The sequence below is a fragment of the Streptomyces showdoensis genome (assembly GCF_039535475.1).
GTDB lineage: Bacteria > Actinomycetota > Actinomycetes > Streptomycetales > Streptomycetaceae > Streptomyces > Streptomyces showdoensis.
In genome coordinates this window covers 4,131,224-4,148,807 of the sequence record NZ_BAAAXG010000026.1, presented here as the reverse complement: position 1 = coordinate 4,148,807, position 17,584 = coordinate 4,131,224, and the positions used below count along the sequence as shown (strand labels likewise).

The window sequence follows — 17,584 nt, the reverse complement described above, 5'->3', positions numbered from 1 at the left end:
CCATCAGGCGGTCGAGGCGGGCCTTGTTGTCGCCGTACCAGCCCTCGGAGACGGTGAGGCCGGCGCAGTCGCGGGTCTGGCGGTGCTCGCGGGGGGTGGCCTGGGCGGCCGTGGCGGGGAGCAGGCCGGTCGCGGCGAGGGCGAGGGCGGCCGCGACGGCGGGGGTGCGGAGCTTGTTGGTCATGAACACTCTCCATGGATGTACGCACGACAGCCGGGCGCCTTGCGACGCCCGGCTGTCGGGGGGATGGATGCGGGGTGAACGCTTAGAGCGGGGTCACGTACGCGCCGGAGATGCCGCCGTCGACGAGGAAGTCGCTGGCGTTGATGAAGGAGGAGTCGTCGCTGGCGAGGAAGGCGACGGCGGCGGCGATCTCCTCGGCCTCGGCGAAGCGGCCGACGGGGATGTGCACCAGGCGGCGCGCGGCGCGCTCCGGGTCCTTGGCGAACAGCTCCTGGAGCAGCGGGGTGTTGACGGGCCCGGGGCAGAGGGCGTTGACCCGGATGCCCTCGCGGGCGAACTGGACGCCGAGTTCGCGGGACATGGCGAGCACGCCGCCCTTGGAGGCGGTGTACGAGATCTGGCTGGTGGCCGCGCCCATGATGGCGACGAAGGAGGCGGTGTTGATGATGGAGCCCTTGCCCTGGCGCCGCATGTAGGGCAGGGCGGCCTTGCAGCAGAGGTAGACCGAGGTCAGGTTGACGTCCTGGACGCGCTTCCAGGCCTCCAGGCCGGTCTCCAGGATGGAGTCGTCGTCGGGGGGCGAGATGCCGGCGTTGTTGAAGGCGATGTCGACGGAGCCGTAGGTGTCGAAGGCGGTCTTGAACAGCGCCTCGACCTCCTCCGGGTCGGTGACGTCGACCTTGACGAAGATGCCGCCGACCTCCTCGGCGGCGGCCTTGCCGGCCCGCTCGTCGATGTCGCCGCAGACGACGTTGGCGCCCTCGGAGGCGAAGCGGCGGGCGGTGGCGAGGCCGATGCCGCTGCCGGCTCCGGTGATGACGGCGGTACGGCCGACGAGGCGGCGGCAGATGGTCTCTTCGGTGCTCACAGTGCGGGGCCCTCCGTGCTGATGAAGACGTTCTTGGTTTCGGTGAAGGCGGTCAGGGCGTCGGGTCCCAGTTCACGGCCGAGCCCGGACTGGCGGAAGCCGCCGAACGGGGTCCAGTAGCGGACGCTGGAGTGGGAGTTGACGGAGAGGTTGCCGGCCCGGACGGCGCGGGAGGCGCGCAGGGCGCGGCCGACGTCGCGGGTCCAGATCGAGCCGGACAGGCCGTACTCGGTGGCGTTGGCGAGGCGGATCGCGTCGGCCTCGTCCTCGAAGGGGAGGACGACGGCGACGGGGCCGAAGACCTCCTCGACGGCGCAGGGGGCGTCCTCCGGGAGGCCGGTCAGGACGGTGGGCGGGAACCAGAAGCCGGGACCCTCGGGGGCCTTGCCGCGGATGGCCTCGGCGGCGCCGGCGCCTTCCACGTGACCGCGGACCCGGTCGAGCTGGGCGCGGGAGATGAGCGGGCCCATCTGGGTGCGCTCGTCGAGGGGGTCGCCGACGACGATCTCCTCGATCGCGGGGGTGAGGAGCTCCAGGAAGCGGTCGTACGCGCTGCGCTGGACCAGGATGCGGGTGCGGGCGCAGCAGTCCTGGCCGCTGTTGTCGAGGAAGGACATCGGGGTGGCCGCCGCCGCGGCCTCCAGGTCCGCGTCGGCGAAGACGATGTTGGGGCTCTTGCCGCCGAGTTCGAGGGTGAGCCGCTTCACCCGGTCGGCGCAGCTGGCCATGATCGACTTGCCGACCCGGGTGGAGCCGGTGAAGACGATCTTGGCGACGCCGGGGTGCTCGACGAGCGCGTTCCCGGCGACCGGGCCCTCACCGGGGAGGACCTGGAAGAGCCCCTCGGGGACCCCGGCCTCCAGGGCGAGCTCGGCGAGCCGCAGCGCGGTGAGCGGGGTGGTCTCGGCCGGCTTGAGGATCACGGCGTTGCCCGCGGCGAGGGCGGGGGCGGTGGCCCAGGCGGCGATCGGCATGGGGAAGTTCCAGGGCGCGATGACGCCGACGACCCCGAGGGGTTCGAGGATGGTGACGTCGAGGCCGCCGGGGACCGGGATCTGGCGCCCGTTCAGGCGTTCCACTCCCCCGGCCGCGTAGTCGAGCAGGTCGCGGACGTTGCCGGCCTCCCAGCGGGCGTTGCCGAGGGTGTGGCCGGCCTCGCGGACCTCCAGGAGGGCGAGCTCCTCGACGTGGGAGTCGACGACGGAGGCGAAGCGGCGCAGGATCCGGGCCCGCTCGGCGGGGGCGGCGGCGGCCCAGGAGCGCTGGGCGGCGGTGGCGCGGGTGACGGCGGCGTCCACGTCGGCCGGGGTGGCGGCGGGGACGGTGGCGACGACCTCCTCGGTCGCCGGGTTCAGTACCTGGAGCAAGTCTTTCCTCACATGCGTTCGAAGGAGCGGCGCAGTTCCCAGTCGGTGATGGCGGCGTCGTAGGCGTCGAGTTCGACGCGGGCCATGTTGCGGTAGTGGGCGACGACCTCGGGGCCGAAGGCGGCCTTGGCGATCTCGCTGTTCTCCCAGAGTTCGGCGGCCTCGCGCAGGGTGGTGGGGACGTGCTCGTAGCCGCCGGCGTACGCGTTGCCGGTACAGGCGTCCGGGAGCTCCAGGCCCTGCTCGATGCCGTGCAGTCCGGCGGCGACGAGGCCGGCGACGGCGAGGTAGGGGTTGACGTCGCCGCCGGGGAGGCGGTTCTCGAAGCGGGTCGAGCGGCCGTGGCCGACGATCCGCAGCGCGCAGGTGCGGTTGTCGAAGCCCCAGGCGACGGCGGTGGGGGCGAAGGAGCCCGGCTGGAACCGCTTGTAGGAGTTGATGTTGGGGGCGTAGAGGAGGGAGAAGTCGCGCAGGGCGGCCAGCTGTCCGGCGAGGAAGTGGCGCATGACGTCCGACATGCCGTCGGGTCCGTCGCCCGCCATGACGTTGACGCCCTCGGCGTTCTGGAGCGAGAGGTGGATGTGGCAGGAGTTGCCCTCGCGCTCGTTGTACTTGGCCATGAAGGTGAGCGAGCAGCCCTCCTGGGCGGCGATCTCCTTGGCGCCCGTCTTGTAGACGGCGTGCTGGTCGCAGGTGACCAGGGCCTCGTCGTACTTGAAGGCGATCTCGTGCTGGCCGGGGTTGCACTCGCCCTTGGCGGACTCGACGGTGAGCCCGGCGCCGGCCATCTCGTTGCGGATGCGGCGCAGGAGGGGTTCGATGCGTCCGGTCCCCAGGACGGAGTAGTCGATGTTGTACTGGTTGACGGGGGTGAGGCCGCGGTAGTTCGCGTCCCAGGCCTGCTCGTAGGTGTCCTTGAAGACGATGAACTCGAGCTCCGTGCCGACGTGGGCGGTGAAGCCGTGGGCGGCGAGGCGGTCGAGCTGGCGGCGCAGGATCTGCCGGGGGGCGGCGACGACCGGGCTGCGGTCGTTCCAGGCGAGGTCGGCCATGACCATCGCGGTGCCCTCGTTCCAGGGCACGCGGCGCAGGGTGGAGAGGTCGGGGTGCATGGCGAAGTCGCCGTAGCCGCGGTCCCAGGACGACATCTCGTAGCCGTCGACGGTGTTCATCTCGGTGTCGACGGCCAGAAGATAGTTGCAGCCCTCGGTGCCGTGGCCGAGGACCTCGTCCAGGAAGAACGGTGCGGCGAACCGCTTGCCCTGGAGCCGTCCCTGCATGTCGGGGAAGGCCAGGACGACGGTGTCGATCTCGCCGCTCGCGACGAGGGCACGGAGCTCGTCGACGGCGAGCGGGGGTTTGCGGTCTGCCACGGGATTACTCCTCCTTGGGCCTGCCGGGAGCCATAAGGTATTGCTCAGGACCATTGCTTGGGAAGGGGAAACGGCGAGGTGGCCCAGACGAATGAATCGACCGACCGGTTGACGCCGGTGCTGCGGCCGGTGCGCGCGGGGAACGGCTTCGAGGAGGCACTGGAGCAGATCCTGCAGATCGTCCGGCTCGGCCTGGTGCCCGGCGGCGAGCGCCTGCCGGCCGAGCGGGAGCTGGCGGACCGGATGGGGATCAGCCGGGTCACCCTGCGCGAGGTCCTGAAGGTGCTGCAGGAGCAGGGCCTGGTGGAGAGCCGGCGCGGGCGGTACGGCGGCACCTTCGTGCTGCGGCGCCCGCAGACCGCCGACGAGGCGGAGCTGCGGCGCCGGATCGCGGCCGTCGACGTGGAGGACACGCTGCGCTTCCGCGAGGTCCTGGAGGTCGGCGCGGCGGGGCTCTGCGCCGCCCACGGCCTGGACGACGAGGGTGCCGAGCGGCTGCGCACGGCGCTGGCCGCCACCCACGACGCCCCGCTCGGCGACTACCGGCGCCAGGACACCCTGCTCCACCTCACGCTCGCCGAGCTGTCCGGTTCGCCGACGCTGACCGCGCAGTACGCGGCGGTGCGGGCGACCGTCAACGACCTGCTCGACTGCATCCCGCTGCTCGTGCGCAACCTGGAGCACTCGCAGCACCAGCACACCGCGCTGGTGGAGGCGGTGCTCGACGGGGACGCGGACGCGGCGCGCGAGGTGATGCGGGAGCACTGCGGGGGGACGGCGGCCCTGCTGCGGGGCTTCCTGACCTGACGGGTCTCGGCGGCCACGTAACCGGAAAGTAACGCAGGGGACTTGCGCTGCCCACTCGCCCGACGCAAAGGTATGGCACCAATCCATTGGGACCCTTGCGGGGAGCTGACCGCTGCCATGACGCTGGAAGACACCTCAGGCACCAAAGGCACCACAGGAAACACCACCGACGACTATCTGGAGCGGCGCACCCTGCGCCGCGGCAGCGCCGGCTGGCTGCTGCTCACCGGGCTCGGCGTCGCCTACGTCGTCTCCGGCGACTTCTCGGGCTGGAACATCGGCCTCTCCAAGGGCGGCTTCGGCGGCCTGGCCATCGCGACCGTACTGATGGGCGCGATGTACGCGTGCCTCGTCTTCTCGCTCGCCGAACTCTCCGCCATCCTGCCCACCGCCGGCGGCGGCTACGGCTTCGCCCGGCGGGCGCTCGGCACCTGGGGCGGCTTCCTCACCGGCACCGCGATCCTCATCGAGTACGTCCTCGCGCCCGCCGCCATCTCCATCTTCATCGGCGACTACGTCGAGTCCCTCGGCCTCTTCGGCCTGGAGTCGGGGTGGCCGGTCTACCTCGTCTGCTTCGCGCTCTTCATCGGCATCCACCTGTGGGGCGTGGGCGAGGCGCTGCGCTTCAGCCTGATCGTGACCGCGGTCGCGGTGGCGGCGCTGCTGGTCTTCGCGCTCGGCGCGCTCAGTGACTTCCACGTCGACGGCCTGAACGACATCCCGGTCGACGAGGGGGCCGTCGGCGCCAACTCCTGGCTGCCGTTCGGGCTCCTCGGGATCTGGGCCGCGTTCCCCTTCGGCATGTGGTTCTTCCTCGGCGTCGAGGGCGTGCCGCTGGCCGCCGAGGAGGCCAAGGACCCGGTGCGCTCCATGCCGAGGGCGCTCGCCCTGTCGATGGGCATCCTGGTGCTGCTCGCGGTGGTGACCTTCTTCGCGGCCACCGGGGCGCGCGGTTCGGCCGCGATCCAGGAGGCGGGCAACCCGCTGGTGGTGGCGCTCCAGGGCGACGGGGAGCCGACCGCGCTCAGCCGCTTCGTCAACTACGCGGGACTCGCGGGCCTGGTCGCCTCCTTCTTCTCCCTCATCTACGCGGGCTCACGCCAGCTCTTCGCCCTCTCCCGGGCCGGCTACCTGCCCCGCTTCCTCTCGCTCACCAGCCGCCGCAAGTCCCCCTACCTGGGGCTGCTCATCCCGGGCGCCCTCGGCTTCGCCCTCGCCGCGGGCACCGGGAACGGCGCGCGCATGCTGAACATCGCGGTGTTCGGCGCCACCATCTCGTACGCCCTGATGGCGCTCTCGCACATCGTGCTGCGCCGTCGCGAGCCGGGGCTCGCCCGGCCCTACCGCACCCCGGGCGGGGTGGTCACCTCCTCGGTGGCCTTCGTCCTGGCGCTCTCGGCGCTCGTGGCGACCTTCCTGGTCGACAAGGACGCGGCCCTCATCGCCCTCGGGGTCTATGTGATCGCCCTCGCCTACTTCGCGTTCTACAGTCGCCACCACCTGGTGGCGAAGGCGCCGGAGGAGGAGTTCGCCGCGCTGGCGGCGGCCGAGGCGGAACTCGAACGCTGAGGCGCCGGCCGAGGCCGACGCCGACCTGGAATCCGTACCGGAAGAGGAGCCCATGCCCACGCCCCCCAAGCCGCTCATCGGTGTGACGACCTATCTGGACCAGGCCCGTTGGGGGGTGTGGGACCTGCCGGCCGCGCTGCTGCCGGCCGCCTACCCGCGCCTCGTGCAGGCGAGCGGCGGCCTCGCGGTGATGCTGCCGCCGGACGACCCGTCGGCCGCGGCGGAGGCGGTGGCGCGGCTCGACGGCCTGGTGGTCGCGGGCGGCGCCGACGTCGAGCCGGTCCGGTACGGGGCCGAGCCCGACCCCCGTACCGGCCCGCCCGCCCGGGCGCGGGACGGCTGGGAGCTGGCCCTGATCGACGCCGCCCTGGCCGCCGGCACCCCGCTGCTCGGCATCTGCCGGGGCATGCAGCTGCTCAACGTGGCCCTCGGCGGCACGCTCGTCCAGCACCTGGACGGCCACACGGAGGCGGTCGGCGTGATGGGCAGCCACCCGGTCGAGCCGGTGCCCGGCACCCTGTACGCGTCCGTGGTCCCCGAGCGGGCCGAGGTGCCGACCTACCACCACCAGTGCGTCGAGGTCCTCGGCAAGGGGCTGACCGCCTCGGCCCACGCGGCGGACGGCACGGTCGAGGCGATCGAACTGGCCGCCCCCGCCTGGGCGCTCGGCGTGCAGTGGCACCCGGAGATGGGCGAGGACCTGCGGGTGATGCGGGAGCTGGTCGCGGCGGCTAGCCGCGGGCGGGAGTAGCCGGGGCCGCCTGGACCGCGGGCGTCCTGCCCCGCATGAGGACGGCGTAGAGGAGCGCCGCCACCGTCATCCCGGCGGGCAGCGAGAGGTCCACTCCCCCGAGGGCGTGGGCGACGGGGCCGGTGTACGCGGTGTTCACGCAGAGCGCCGCGGCGACGGCCCCGCCGACCACGGCCAGGGCACCGGCCGGGTTGACGCCCGCCGCGTACCAGAAGGCGCTGTCGCGGGTCTCGTCCATGAGCGCGCGGCCGTCGTAGCGGTTGCGGCGCAGCAGGATGTCGACGGCGTAGACGGTCATGGCGGGGCCCAGCAGGATGACGGTGAGCTCCAGGACGTTGCTGACGGTGTCCAGGAAGTTGGAGACGAGCAGCGCGTAGAGGGTGAGGGCGACGGCGACGGTGCCGTCGGCGAGCACGCTGAGGGAGCGCCGGATCCGGAGTCCGACCGCCTGCAGGGCGAGGCCCGCGCTGTAGGCGGTCATCGCGTTGATGGCGATCGTGCCGAGCACCAGCGAGAGCAGGAAGACCGGGGTGAACCAGCCCGGCAGAATGGTCTGCAGGGCCGCCTGCGGGTCGGTCATGTCCACGACGGTCGCGGCGAGGGCGCCGAGCGAGCAGACCAGGACGCTGGGCAGGAAGCCGCCGAGCGCGGTCCACCCGACGACGGCCCGCTTCGAGGTGGTGGCCGGCAGGTAGCGGGAGAAGTCGGCGCTGGTCGTGTACGAGAGCGGGCCCGCGGCGATGAGCGTGACGCCGCCGATCACGGTGGCCCACAGGCCGACGCCTCTCAGCGGGGCGTCCGGCACGTAGCCGAAGTCCGCGTGGCGCAGCACCGCGTAGCCGACGACGCCGAAGGCGGCGGTGAGCGCGATGGTGATCGGCAGGTAGAGCCGGATGATCAGGGCGTGGCCGTAGACGCCGATGGCGAGCGTGGCGGCGGCGATGGCCAGGACCACGACGATCTTGACGCCGGTGTTCGCGTGCAGGCCGGTCTTCTCCACCAGGGCGAAGGCGGCGCCGCCCGCGGCGGCCAGGTTCAGGGCGAAGTAGCAGACCGAGATCATCCAGCCGGTGACGGCGTTGTTCACGCGGTTGCCGCGCACGCCGTACATGGCCCGGGTGATCACCTCGCTGGGCGCGCCGGCGGCGGGCCCGGAGACGGCGAGCACGCCCGTCAGCAGCCAGAACGCGTTGCCCACGACGATCACCACGAGGGCCTGCACGAGGCTGAGCCCCATCAGGACGAGGGCGCCGCCGATGACCAGGCTGAGGTAGTTCACGTTGGCCGCGGCCCAGACCGCGAAGAGCTCGCTCGGGCGCCCGTGACGCTCGCCGTCGGGGATGTGGTCGATGCCGTGGGACTCGATCCTGGTGGGCCGGTCCGTGGCCGACTGCGCGGCGGGGGCGCTGGCGCGCGGTTCGGGGAACGTGGAAGCCATGCGGCCCTCCGATGAACGTGTCGTGCACACCTGGTTGCTTATTGGTCGCACACTCAATAGCATCGCCCGTATGTCGTCAAGCGTCCAGCGCAAACGAGTTCGCAAATCTCCGGAGGCCCGGCGGGCGGAGATCGTGGAGGCCGCGGCCCGGGTGGCCCTGACCGAGGGCCTGGAATGCGTGACCCTGCGGCGCATCGCCGAGGAGCTCGCCGTGCGACCCGGCCTGATCAGCCACTACTTCCCCTCCGCGGAGGAGCTGGTGGCCGAGGCGTTCGCCGTGGCGGCCCTGGGCGAGCTCGACTCCCTGCTGCCGGCCGACCGCCCCGACGGGACGCCCACGCAGTACCTCGCGCGCTACTTCGCCCTCTCGACGGGCGACGCCTACGACGACATCAGCCGCCTGTGGATCAACGCCCGCCACCTCAGCCGCTACCGCCCCGTCCTGCGCGACCGGGTCACCGAGATGGAGCTCGCCTCCGACGACCGGCTGGAGGCCCTCATCCACGAGGGCGTCGAGCGGGGCGAGTTCCGCACGGAGGACGCCCGGGCCACGGCCATCCAGATCCTGGTGGTCCTGGACGGCCTGGGCGCCCACGCCAACTCCGACCGCACCGACCGCCCGGCGGCGGTGAACCGGATGGCCGTCACGACGGCGGAACGCGAACTGGGACTGGCGCACGGGGCACTGTCCCCGCAGACCCCCTGACCCGACCGGGCCCCTCCGTACCCCTCGCCCCCTGCCCCGATCTGGCCCTCCGTACCTCTCGCCCCCTGCCCCGATCTGGCCCTCCGTACCCCTTCCCCCCGACCCGACCGGGCCCCTCCGTACCTCTTCCCCCCTCCCCCTCCCTGGAGCTCCTGTGCGCACCCGTCTCGTCCTGTCCTCGGCCCGGCTGCTCGATCCGGGCACCGGCACGTTCCTGCCGCAGACCGCGCTCGCCGTGGCGGAGGACGGACGGATCTCGGCGCTCGGCGAGGACCGGGAGATCCGCGGGCTCGCGGACTCCGGGACCGAGGTCGTCGACCTGAAGGGGGCCGTGGTCACGGCCGGGCTCGTGGACGGGCACCTGCACCCGGTCAGCGGCGCCGAGCTGACCCACGGGCTCGACCTGTCGCACTGCGCGGACGTGGCCGACGTGCGGGAGGCGCTCGCCGGGGCGGTACGGGAGCTCGGCCGCGGCGACTGGCTGTTCGGGTGGGGCCTGGACCCGAACGTCTTCGGCGACCTGCCGGTCGGCGTCGCCCCGTTCGACGCCGTGCTCGAAGGCGTCCCGGCCTTCCTGCTCCTCTTCGACGCGCACTCGGCGCTCGCGAGCCGCCGGGCGCTGGAGCTCGCCGGGGTCGACGGACCGCGCACCTTCGACCAGGCCTCCGCGGAGGTCGTCTGCGACGAGCACGGGCGCCCCACCGGACTGCTCCAGGAGGACGCCGCCTGCGAGCTGGTCGAGCGGGTCGCGCCCCAGCCGACGCGCGAGGAGCGGCGGGACCGGCTGGCCGCCGCGCTGCGTGCGATGGCGGCGGCCGGACTGACCGGCGGGCACGTGATGGACGCGAACGGCGAGAGCCTCGCGCTGCTCGCGGAGCTCGACGCGGCGGGCGAGCTGCCGCTGCGGCTGCGGGTCGCGCCGTGGTGCCAGCCGGGCACGGACGCGGAGGGCGTGCGGGAACTGATCGCCCAGCAGGGCACGGGCGGGGCGCTGTGGCGGGTGGACGGCGTGAAGCTGTTCATGGACGGCACCATCGACAACGGCACGGCGTGGCTGGAGCGGCCCGACTGCCACGGGGAGTCCACGCACGCGTTCTGGCCCGATCCGGCCGCGTACACGCACGTCATCGGCGAGCTGCACCGGGCCGGGGTGCCGACCGCGACGCACGCGATCGGCGACGCGGCGGTCCGGCACGCGCTGGACGCGGTGGAGAAGGCGGCGGCCGCGGGCGGCCCGGCGGTACGGCACCGGGTCGAGCACATCGAGACGGTGCCGGACGACACCCTGCACCGCTTCGCGGAGCTCGGCGTCCTGGCCTCGATGCAGCCCACGCACTGCTGCGACTTCACGCGGGCCGACCACACCGACAACTGGTCGCGCCGGCTGGGCGAGGAGCGCGCCTCGCGGGCCTGGCGCTGCCGCGACCTGTGGGACTCGGGCGCCACGGTGGTCCTGGGCTCCGACTGGCCGATCGCCCCCTTCCCGCCCCTGGGCGTGATGGCCGGCGCCCGCCACCGCCGCCCGAGCCGCGACCTGACCCTGCCGCCGCACGGCCCGGAGCAGGCGCTGACGGCCCTGGAGGCCCTGCGCGCGATGACCGTGAACGCGGCCTACGCCTCCAACGAGGAACACGAGGCGGGCCGCCTCGCCCTCGGCCACCGCGCCGACCTCACGGTCCTGTCGGCCGACCCCCTGACCACCCCGGCGACGGACCTCCCGGACCTGCCGGTGACCCTGACGACGGTGAACGGCCGCGTGACCTTCCGCGCGGAGACGACGGGCTGAGGAGCGGCGGGTCCCGCGGGACCCGCCCCGGCCGGGGGGGGCTACCGGCTGAGGCCCTGCGGGACCCGCCGGCCGGTGGCCGGGCGGGACCCGCCCCGCCGGAGGCCGGGCGCGCCTCCACCGGCCGCGGCCGGCCACAGGCTCCCGCCTCCCCCTAACCCCCGGGCCGCGCCCGCGTCAGCGACAGCAGGTCCCGCGCCGGGCCCGTCGGCCGGTGTCCCGTGGGCCAGACCGCGCGGAGGTCGCGGCGGAGGAGGACTCCCGCGACGGGGATGGCGGCCAGGCGGCGGGAGGCGAGTTCCTCGGTGATGGCGAGTTCGCTCAGGACCGCGGGACCCGCACCCGAGACCGCCGCCGCCTTCACCGCCGTCGTGGAGGCGAGCTCCAGCAGCGGCTCCGCCAGGCCGCCGTGGCCGGCGAGGGCCGCGTCGAGGACCTGCCGGGTGCCCGAGCCCCGCTCCCGCAGCACCAGCGGGGTCACCGCGAGCTCCGCCGGGTCGATCGGCTCGCGGCGGCGCGCCCACGGGTGGGAGGGCGCCGCGACGACGACCAGCCGGTCGTGCGCGACGACCGCCCCGTCCAGGCCCTCGGGGATCGCCAGGCCCTCCACGAAGCCCAGGTCCGCCTCCCCCGAGAGCAGCCGTTCGGCGACGGCCGCCGAGTTCCCGGCCTGGAGGGAGACGGCCGTGTCGGGCCGGTCGGAGCGCAGCGCGATCAGCCAGCCGGGCAGCAGGTACTCGGCGATCGTCATGGACGCGGCGACCCGCAGCCGCGAGTCCCGGCGGCCCCGCAGCGCCTGGACCCCCGCGTCGAAGGCCTCCGCCGACTCCACGATCCGCCGCGCCCAGTCCGTCACGAGCGCCCCCGCGTCGGTGAGCCGCGACCCGCGCGGCGACCGGTCGACGAGGGCGACGCCGAGCTGGCGCTCCATGGAGCGGATGCGGCTGCTGGCGGCGGGCTGGGTGATGCCGACCTCGCGGGCGGCCCGGCCGAGGCTGCCGTGCCGGGCCACGGCGAGGAGCAGTTCGAGCGCGCCGAGGTCGGGAACCCGGTGGGACAGGGGGTGGGGAATGCCGCTCGGCTCGCTGCTCATAAAGCCAGCTTATGGGCTCATAGTCACGATGTCCCTGGTGGGGGGCCTGTGACGGAGAGAAGGTCGAGGCATGGCAACTCTCGCTCCTTCTCGGTCGGTCCCCGTCGCCGCCACCCCCGGCGCCCGGTGGACCTCGGTCCGTCACCTCGGACCCAACTGGTACGCCTCGGTGATGGGCACCGCCATCGTCGCCACCGCGGGAGCGACCCTCCCGGTGGAGGTCCCGGGCCTGCGGACCGTCTGCACCGTCGTCTGGGCGCTCTCCCTGGTGATGCTCCTGACACTGCTCGGCGCCCGCACGCTGCACTGGATCCACCACCGCGACCAGGCCCGGGCCCACCTCCTCGACCCCGCGACGGCCCCCTTCTACGGCTGTCTGTCGATGGCGCTGCTCGCGGTCGGCGGCGGCACCCTGGTCGTCGGCAAGGACTGGATCGGGCTCTCGGCCGCCGTCGCCGTCGACAGCGTGCTGTTCACCCTCGGCACGGTGATCGGCCTGGCGGCCGCCGCGGGCATCCCGTACCTGATGGTGGCCCGCCACCGCATCGAGGGCGCCTCGCCCGTGTGGCTGCTGCCCGTCGTCGCCCCCATGGTCTCCGCCGCGCTCGGCCCCCTGCTGGTGCCCCACGTGGCGACCGGGCAGGCCCAGGAGACCCTGCTGCTGCTCTGCTACGCGATGTTCGGCATCAGCCTCCTCGCGACCCTGGTCATGCTGCCCCTGGTCTTCGGCCGGCTGGTCACCCACGGTCCGCTGCCCCTGGCGCTGACCCCCACCCTGTTCCTGGTCCTCGGCCCCCTGGGACAGTCGACCACCGCCGCCAACAAGTTCGCCGACGCCGCGCAGGGCGTGCTGCCCGCCTCGTACGCCCACGGCTTCACCGCCTTCGCGGTGCTGTACGGCGTCCCCGTCATGGGCTTCGCCCTGCTGTGGCTGGCCTTCGCCGGCGCCCTGGTGGTGCGGGCGCGGCGCCGGGGCATGGGATTCGCGATGACCTTCTGGGCCTTCACCTTCCCCGTCGGCACCTGCGTGACCGGCGCCGAGGGCCTGGCCCAGCACACCGGGCTCGCCCTGTTCCGCTGGCTCGCGGTCGGGCTGTACGTCCTGCTGGTCACCGCCTGGCTGGTGGCGGCCTCCCACACCGTGCGCGGGCTGGTCAGCGGAGCGCTGCTCGCAGGACCCGGGGCGCCTCGGCCAGTGACGGCCCGTACCAGGTGAGACGGCGCCCGTCGACGAGCGCGGCGACGGCCCCGGGGAACGCCTCGGGGCCGTCCTCGCGCGTGAAGCGGTACGGCTCGTCGGGCAGCACGACCAGGTCGGGCGCCGCCGCGTTGAGCTCGTCGAGCGGGATGCGCGGGTAGCGGTCGGGGTGCCCGGCGTAGAGGTTGCGGACGCCGAGCCGGGCGAGCAGGTCGCCGGCGAAGGTGTCGCGGCCGAGCACCATCCAGGGGCGGCGCCAGATCGGTACGACGGCGGTGCGCGGCGGCCCCTGCGGGGTGACGTCGGCCCAGGCGGCCTCGGCCGCGTCCAGCCAGCCCGGACGGGCCCGTACCCCGCAGGCGTCGAGGACCCGGCCGAGCTCGGCGAAGGCCTGGTCGAGGGTGCGGATCCCGGTGACGAGCACGTCGAGCCCGGCGGCGCGCAGGGCGTCGAGGTCCTGGGCCCGGTTCTCCTCCTCGTTGGCGATCACCAGATCGGGGCGGAGGGCGGCGACGGCGGCCGTGTCCGGGTTCTTGGTGCCGCCGATCCGCACCGCCCCGCCCAGGTCCGCGGGGTGCGTGCACCAGTCGGTGACGCCGACCAGCGTGCCGGGCGGCGCGGAGACCGCGACGGCCTCGGTGAGCGAGGGAACGAGCGAGACGACCCGCGGGCCCGGGCGGCTCATGCCTCCGCGGCCTCGATGTGGTCGGCGACGGAGACGAAGACCAGCCGGGTGCCGGGGAGGGTGGCCCGCCAGCGGTGGCGCACCCCGCCGGAGAGGTAGAGGGTGTCGCCGCGGCCCAGGCGGTAGGCCCGGCCCTCGGCCTCGATCTCGGCGGCGCCGTCGGCCACGTACAGCAACTCGTCGTTGCGGTGCAGGAATTCGCGGCCGGCGTCCTGCTCCCCGGTGAACTCCAGGGCCTGGAGCTGGTGTCGGCCGCGGACCAGCGGCCGGACGCCGGGCGGCATCTCCCACAGCTCCTCGTCGGAGCGGACGACGTCGACCGTGCGGGCGTTCTCGGCGGCGGCGAGCAGTTCGGCGGCGGTGGTCTCCAGGGCCACGGCGACCAGCTGGAGCGAGCGGTCGCTGGGGCGGGCCCGCTCGTTCTCCACCTGGCTGAGGAAAGGTACGGACAGGCCGCTGCGCTGGGCGACGACGGCCAGCGTGAGCTGGAGCGCCCTGCGGCGCCTTTTGACGGCCGCGCCCACGCGCAGCGACTCCTTGTCGTCCATGTCGGCCCCCTCCCTCGTGACTCGTGCCTTACGCGTACCGGTCGGTTAACTGAACCTTACGCAGCTTTGGGCCGGGGTTTCGCGTCGTGGCGAAAAGGGGTGGTCGCCGAACACGTTCGGCGACCACCCCTATCCGGACAGGAGTCGTGTGCGCGGCCTACTGCGGGGCGAGCCGCTCCGCGAGACCCGGGTTCCGGTCGAGCCAGGTGCGGACGGCCTGCTGCTCCTTGCCCTTGCCGGTCTCCTGGATGACGGCCTCCAGGCCGGTCAGCTGCGCCTCGCTGAGCCGGAAGTTCTTCAGCCAGGCGCCGATCTCGGGGTTCTCGGCGGAGAAGCCCTTGCGGGCGAGGGTGTGGATGCCGTCGCCCTTGCCCCATGCGCCCTCGGGGTCCTGGAGCTTCTTGAGGTCGTAGGTGGAGTAGGCCCAGTGCGGCGACCAGAGGGTGACCGCGATCGGCTCCTTCTTGTCGTACGCGCGCTTGAGTTCGGCCAGCATGCCGGGCGTGGAGCCGTCGACGACCTTGTACTCGCCCTCCAGGCCGTACTCCTTCAGCACCTTGTCGTTCAGGATGCCCATCATCCCGGCGCTCGGCTCGATGCCGACGATCCGGCCCTTGAACTGCCCGGCCTTGCCCTTGAGGTCGGCGAGGGAGTTCACGTCCTTCACGTACGAGGGGACGGTGAGTTCCAGGGAGGTGGGGCCGTACCAGGAGCCGAGGTCCTCCAGCCGGTCCCGGTACTTGTCCCAGTACTGGGCGTGGGTGACGGGCAGCCAGGAGTCCGTCTGGAAGTCGATCTGGCCGCCGGCGAGGCCGGTGTAGAGCGCGCCGGCCTCCAGCTGCCTGGTGTCGACCTCGTAGCCGCGCCGCTCCAGCAGCTCCTTCCAGAGGAAGGTGGAGGCGATGCCCTCGTCCCAGGGGATGTAGCCGAGGCTGATCTTCTTGCCGTGGCCGGTGTTCGCGCCGGACGCGGAGGTGGAGGAGGCACCGCCGGAGCCGAGGAAGCCCATGCCGCCGGCGACGAGGCCGAGCACGACGACGCCGACGAGGGCGGTGACGGGCTGCGGGCGGTGGTCCCACAGCTTGGCCCCGGCGCGGGCGGCGCTCGCCGCGCGGGCCTTGGCGAGGGCGCGGCGGCCCAGCGGGGAGACCTGGCGGCCCAGGGCGCCGGTCATCCGGTCGAGGTACATGGCGAGGATGACGATGGAGATGCCGGCCTCGAAGCCGAGGCCGATGTCGACGTTGCCGATGGCCCGGTAGACGGCGCCGCCGAGCCCGCCGCCGCCGACCATGCCGGCGATGACGACCATGGACAGGCCGAGCATGATCACCTGGTTGACGCCGGCCATGATCGTGGGCAGCGCGAGCGGCAGCTGGACCCGCAGCAGGGTGTTGCGCGGGGTGGTGCCGAAGGCCTCGGCGGCCTCGACGAGTTCGCCGTCGACCTGGCGGATGCCGAGCTCGGTCATGCGGACGCCGGGCGGCAGCGCGAAGACGATGGTGGCGATGATGCCGGGGACGACGCCGACGCCGAAGAAGATGATGCCGGGGATGAGGTAGACCATCGCCGGCATGGTCTGCATGAAGTCCAGGACCGGGCGCAGCACGGCGCTGACCGTCTTGGAGCGGGCCGCCCAGATGCCGAGCGGAACGGCGATCACGAGGGTGACGAGGGTGGCGACGAGCACGAGCGAGAGGGTCGACATGGCGTCGTCCCACAGCTCGATGGAGTCGACGAGGGCGAAGCCCGCGAAGGCCAGGACGCCCGCGGTCAGCCCGCGCAGCCACCAGGCGACGATGGCGAGGATGCCCGCGAAGAGCAGGGGCTGGGGCGCCGAGAGGACGGCGTCGATGCCGTCGTAGAGGCCGGTGACGACGGTGGTGACGGCGTCGAAGAGCCAGGACAGCTGGGCCTGGAGCCAGTCGACGGCGCTGTCGACCCACTCGCCGAGGGGAAGCCTAGGCACGGGCGGTCACCTCCTGGCCTGCGAGGCTGCCCATGGCGGCCAGCAGGCGCTCCTGCGGTACGACCCCGAGGACGGTGCCGTCGGCGTCCTCGACGGCCACCGGGTGCGGGGCCAGCGCGGAGACGGCGCACAGGTCGGCGAGGAGCGTGTCGGGGGCCACGGCGCGGCAGGAGCAGTCGGCCGGGCAGTCGCCGGGGGCGACGGCGCCGTCGGTCATGACGGCGGCGGCGGTGAGCACCCGGGTGCGGTCGACGTCCTGGATGAAGGAGGCGACGTAGTCGTCGGCGGGCCGGACCAGGATGTCCTCGGCGCTGCCGAGCTGGACGATCCGGCCGTCGCGCATGACGGCGATGCGGTCGCCGAGGCGCATGGCCTCGTTGAGGTCGTGGGTGATGAAGACGATGGTCTTCTTCAGCTTCTGCTGGAGCACCAGCAGCTGGTCCTGCATGTCGCGGCGGATCAGCGGGTCGAGCGCGCTGAACGACTCGTCCATGAGCAGCAGGTCGGCGTCGGTGGCGAGCGCGCGGGCCAGGCCGACGCGCTGCTGCATGCCGCCGGAGAGCTCGTCGGGCCAGGAGCTCTCCCAGCCTCCGAGCCCGCACAGCTCGAGGGCCTCGGCGGCGCGCTTCTCGCGCTCGGCGCGCGGGACGCCCTGGACCTCCAGGCCGTAGGCGGCGTTCTCGAGGACGCTGCGGTGCGGGAAGAGCGCGAAGTGCTGGAAGACCATGCTGATCTTCTTCGACCGCACGGCGCGCAGCTCCCGTGGGGACAGCGCGGTGAGGTCGGCACCGTCGTACAGGACGCGGCCGGCGGTGGGTTCGAGCAGGCCGTTGAGCATGCGGAGGAGGGTGGACTTGCCCGATCCCGACAGACCCATGACGACGAAGATCTGGCCGGGTTCGACGACGAAGGAGGCGTCGACGACGGCCGCGGTGGTGCCCTCGGCACGCAGGGTTTCGCGGTCGGCGGCGCCCTCCGCGGCCGCGAGCTTGCGGACGGCTTCGTCGGGTCGTCTGCCGAACACCTTGTACAGATGGTCGGCCTGGAGCCTGGACACATACACCTCACGGGTAGCAACGAAAAACGGCCCGCCACCCCCGCAGCAGCCGGGCCGTGGAGCGGGGCGGGTTCTGTCCGCTCGGCCCGTCGCGCACGCCGTCCGTTGCCGGACGGCGCACCGGGTCCGCTCCGGGCTCGCGCCTGCCCGGGTCTCCAGGAGGCAAACGCGAAGGTGACGGGGGTCAC

The 17,584-nt window shown here is 73.3% G+C and carries 15 protein-coding genes; 6 read left to right on the top strand and 9 right to left on the bottom strand.

The features are described 5' to 3' along the window. Window positions 1–266: 266 nt before the first annotated feature. The 3 genes from ABD981_RS32020 to ABD981_RS32010 are packed head-to-tail and all read right to left on the bottom strand — an operon-like array spanning window position 267 to window position 3,792. A complete protein-coding gene (locus ABD981_RS32020) occupies window positions 267–1,052 on the bottom strand; it encodes a 3-oxoacyl-ACP reductase (RefSeq protein ID WP_046910685.1) in 786 nt (261 codons plus the stop codon). Then, window positions 1,049–2,419 carry an aldehyde dehydrogenase family protein gene (locus ABD981_RS32015; protein ID WP_205628268.1) on the bottom strand — a complete coding sequence of 457 codons (1,371 nt, stop codon included), beginning with the start codon at window positions 2,417–2,419 and terminating at the stop codon, window positions 1,049–1,051. Before ABD981_RS32015 ends, ABD981_RS32020 begins: the two co-directional genes overlap by 4 nt. A gap of 8 nt (window positions 2,420–2,427) precedes the next feature. Further along, entirely contained in the window at window positions 2,428–3,792 is a 1,365-nt protein-coding gene (locus ABD981_RS32010; RefSeq protein ID WP_046910683.1) for a glutamine synthetase family protein, read from the bottom strand. 78 nt (window positions 3,793–3,870) lie between these two features. On the opposite strand from ABD981_RS32010, the gene ABD981_RS32005 reads away from it, so the two are divergent. From ABD981_RS32005 to ABD981_RS31995, 3 genes are all read left to right on the top strand, one after another. Continuing rightward, window positions 3,871–4,599: a FadR/GntR family transcriptional regulator gene (locus ABD981_RS32005; RefSeq protein ID WP_046910682.1), complete on the top strand. Its 729-nt coding sequence runs from the start codon at window positions 3,871–3,873 to the stop codon at window positions 4,597–4,599. A 117-nt stretch (window positions 4,600–4,716) separates the two neighbouring features. Continuing rightward, window positions 4,717–6,168, top strand: a complete 1,452-nt coding sequence (gene eat, locus ABD981_RS32000) for an ethanolamine permease (RefSeq protein WP_046910681.1) — start codon at window positions 4,717–4,719, stop codon at window positions 6,166–6,168. Window positions 6,169–6,220: 52 nt separating this feature from the next. Beyond that, the gene (locus ABD981_RS31995; protein WP_046910680.1) at window positions 6,221–6,919 is read left to right on the top strand and encodes a gamma-glutamyl-gamma-aminobutyrate hydrolase family protein; all 699 of its coding nucleotides are present in this window, start codon (window positions 6,221–6,223) and stop codon (window positions 6,917–6,919) included. On the opposite strand, the gene ABD981_RS31990 is transcribed toward ABD981_RS31995, so the two are convergent. Further along, a complete protein-coding gene (locus tag ABD981_RS31990) occupies window positions 6,900–8,357 on the bottom strand; it encodes a purine-cytosine permease family protein (protein WP_046910679.1) in 1,458 nt (485 codons plus the stop codon). The genes ABD981_RS31995 and ABD981_RS31990 overlap by 20 nt on opposite strands. A 70-nt stretch (window positions 8,358–8,427) precedes the next feature. Here ABD981_RS31990 and ABD981_RS31985 point away from each other — a divergent pair, with 70 nt between their 5' ends. After that, complete coding sequence (locus ABD981_RS31985; protein WP_046910678.1) at window positions 8,428–9,063, top strand: TetR/AcrR family transcriptional regulator; 636 nt, start codon at window positions 8,428–8,430, stop codon at window positions 9,061–9,063. Between the two features lie 154 nt (window positions 9,064–9,217). Beyond that, window positions 9,218–10,849, top strand: coding sequence for an amidohydrolase (locus ABD981_RS31980; RefSeq protein ID WP_046910677.1), 1,632 nt, complete (start codon window positions 9,218–9,220; stop codon window positions 10,847–10,849). Between the two features lie 154 nt (window positions 10,850–11,003). On the opposite strand, the gene ABD981_RS31975 is transcribed toward ABD981_RS31980, so the two are convergent. Next, window positions 11,004–11,942 carry a LysR family transcriptional regulator gene (locus ABD981_RS31975; protein ID WP_046910676.1) on the bottom strand — a complete coding sequence of 313 codons (939 nt, stop codon included), beginning with the start codon at window positions 11,940–11,942 and terminating at the stop codon, window positions 11,004–11,006. A gap of 70 nt (window positions 11,943–12,012) precedes the next feature. Here ABD981_RS31975 and ABD981_RS31970 point away from each other — a divergent pair, with 70 nt between their 5' ends. Beyond that, window positions 12,013–13,158: a TDT family transporter gene (locus tag ABD981_RS31970; RefSeq protein ID WP_046910675.1), complete on the top strand. Its 1,146-nt coding sequence runs from the start codon at window positions 12,013–12,015 to the stop codon at window positions 13,156–13,158. Here ABD981_RS31970 and ABD981_RS31965 read toward each other — a convergent pair. The 4 genes from ABD981_RS31965 to ABD981_RS31950 all read right to left on the bottom strand — a co-directional run bounded on the left by ABD981_RS31965 (window position 13,097) and on the right by ABD981_RS31950 (window position 17,396). Next, window positions 13,097–13,825 (bottom strand): helical backbone metal receptor, encoded by a 729-nt coding sequence (locus tag ABD981_RS31965; protein WP_046910674.1) that lies wholly within the window; start codon window positions 13,823–13,825, stop codon window positions 13,097–13,099. The genes ABD981_RS31970 and ABD981_RS31965 overlap by 62 nt on opposite strands. Continuing rightward, window positions 13,822–14,373, bottom strand: coding sequence for a helix-turn-helix domain-containing protein (locus tag ABD981_RS31960; protein ID WP_046910673.1), 552 nt, complete (start codon window positions 14,371–14,373; stop codon window positions 13,822–13,824). The genes ABD981_RS31965 and ABD981_RS31960 overlap by 4 nt, the downstream gene beginning before the upstream one ends. 157 nt (window positions 14,374–14,530) lie before the next feature. Further along, window positions 14,531–16,339, bottom strand: coding sequence for an ABC transporter permease/substrate binding protein (locus ABD981_RS31955; protein ID WP_046910672.1), 1,809 nt, complete (start codon window positions 16,337–16,339; stop codon window positions 14,531–14,533). Continuing rightward, window positions 16,332–17,396: a quaternary amine ABC transporter ATP-binding protein gene (locus ABD981_RS31950; protein WP_046910671.1), complete on the bottom strand. Its 1,065-nt coding sequence runs from the start codon at window positions 17,394–17,396 to the stop codon at window positions 16,332–16,334. The genes ABD981_RS31955 and ABD981_RS31950 overlap by 8 nt, the downstream gene beginning before the upstream one ends. Between the last annotated feature and the right edge of the window lie 188 nt (window positions 17,397–17,584).

Excerpts from the sequence above, each read along its gene's own strand:
- ABD981_RS31965 (WP_046910674.1), bottom strand. The coding sequence starts at position 13,825 with ATGAGCCGCCCGGGCCCGCGGGTCGTCTCGCTCGTTCCCTCGCTCACC.
- ABD981_RS31970 (WP_046910675.1), top strand. The coding sequence starts at position 12,013 with ATGGCAACTCTCGCTCCTTCTCGGTCGGTCCCCGTCGCCGCCACCCCC.
- ABD981_RS31960 (WP_046910673.1), bottom strand. The coding sequence starts at position 14,373 with ATGGACGACAAGGAGTCGCTGCGCGTGGGCGCGGCCGTCAAAAGGCGC.
- ABD981_RS31975 (WP_046910676.1), bottom strand. The coding sequence starts at position 11,942 with ATGAGCAGCGAGCCGAGCGGCATTCCCCACCCCCTGTCCCACCGGGTT.
- eat (WP_046910681.1), top strand. The coding sequence starts at position 4,717 with ATGACGCTGGAAGACACCTCAGGCACCAAAGGCACCACAGGAAACACC.
- ABD981_RS31995 (WP_046910680.1), top strand. The coding sequence starts at position 6,221 with ATGCCCACGCCCCCCAAGCCGCTCATCGGTGTGACGACCTATCTGGAC.
- ABD981_RS31985 (WP_046910678.1), top strand. The coding sequence starts at position 8,428 with ATGTCGTCAAGCGTCCAGCGCAAACGAGTTCGCAAATCTCCGGAGGCC.
- ABD981_RS31990 (WP_046910679.1), bottom strand. The coding sequence starts at position 8,357 with ATGGCTTCCACGTTCCCCGAACCGCGCGCCAGCGCCCCCGCCGCGCAG.